The sequence below is a fragment of the Alkalibacterium iburiense genome (genome assembly GCF_039521845.1).
Taxonomy (GTDB): Bacteria; Bacillota; Bacilli; order Lactobacillales; family Carnobacteriaceae_A; genus Alkalibacterium; species Alkalibacterium iburiense.
On record NZ_BAAACW010000178.1, the window covers coordinates 1 to 1069 of the forward strand.

Sequence of the window (1069 nt, forward strand, 5' to 3'; positions counted from 1 at the left end):
AAACATGGATTCCTCGGACTTTTTAGCTGTCCACAGTATAAATCTGTGGACTATTTGCATCCTGTTCCATGTTATAATTGAGTCACAACAAAACAAAAAAACAAAAACAGGAACTGAGGTTATTCTACCATGAAATCTACGGAAATTTATCAAATGAAGCGAAATTTACTTACTTTTTTAGAAAAATTGACCAAAGGTCTTTCGAAACCGCGAAAGAAATTTTACAGTGATATTTTATATGGAATGTCTAAGGCGCAAAACACACTATTATCAGATATTGCACGAGCCTTAGAAGAAAAGATTGATTTACAGTACACCATTAAGCGCTTATCTCGTAATGCTGCTGAAGAAAACGATTTGAAACAGGTCCATCGAAACTACTTAAATACTTTAAAAACATCTATTCCGGATAACCCTTTGGTTATTGTTGATGAATCAGAAATCGTTAAACCATATGCTGAAAAAATGGAAGACTTAGCGCTAGTGCGTGATGCCTCAAAAAATGTGCTAGAAAAAGGTTATCCTACCCTTAATTTTTCAATGGCTACTCCGAAAACCAAACATCCCTTACCGCTTTATAATCATTTGTACTCTTCCAAAGAAGAAGATTTTCAAAGTCAGAATATAGAAATAGCCAAAGGCTTTAATACCGTCCACACTTTTTTAGGAAAGAAAAAGGCAACTTTCGTGATGGATCGCGGTTATGACCGAAACATGATCTATGAGTATGTTGAAGAGCTCGGGCATCACTTTATTACTCGTCTGAATGATAATCGTTATTTACTCCATAAAAACCGTCGAATAAAAGTGCCGGATTTAGCGAATCGCCGAAAAGGAAAAATCAACTTTAAGACAGAGATTCAAGGCGAAAAATATCACTTAAAGGTTAGCCATATTAAAGTAAAACTACCCGTTCTACAAGATACGCCTCTCTATATGGTTGTCGTGTATGGTTATGGGGCAAAACCCATGAAATTATTAACGAACCATTCGATTAAAGGAAAGGACGATGTCCTTCGAATCCTAAAAAGTTATATTACTCGCTGGCGAATTGAAGAGCTGTTTCGTG

1 protein-coding gene is annotated in these 1069 nt (G+C 35.9%); it reads left to right on the forward strand.

Annotation, left to right across the window (positions count from 1 at the left end; translation table 11 throughout):
* Positions 1–129: 129 nt before the first annotated feature.
* Positions 130–1069, forward strand: a 940-nt coding sequence (locus ABDZ53_RS12850) for a transposase (protein WP_343757153.1), incomplete at its 3' end; no start/stop codon positions are given.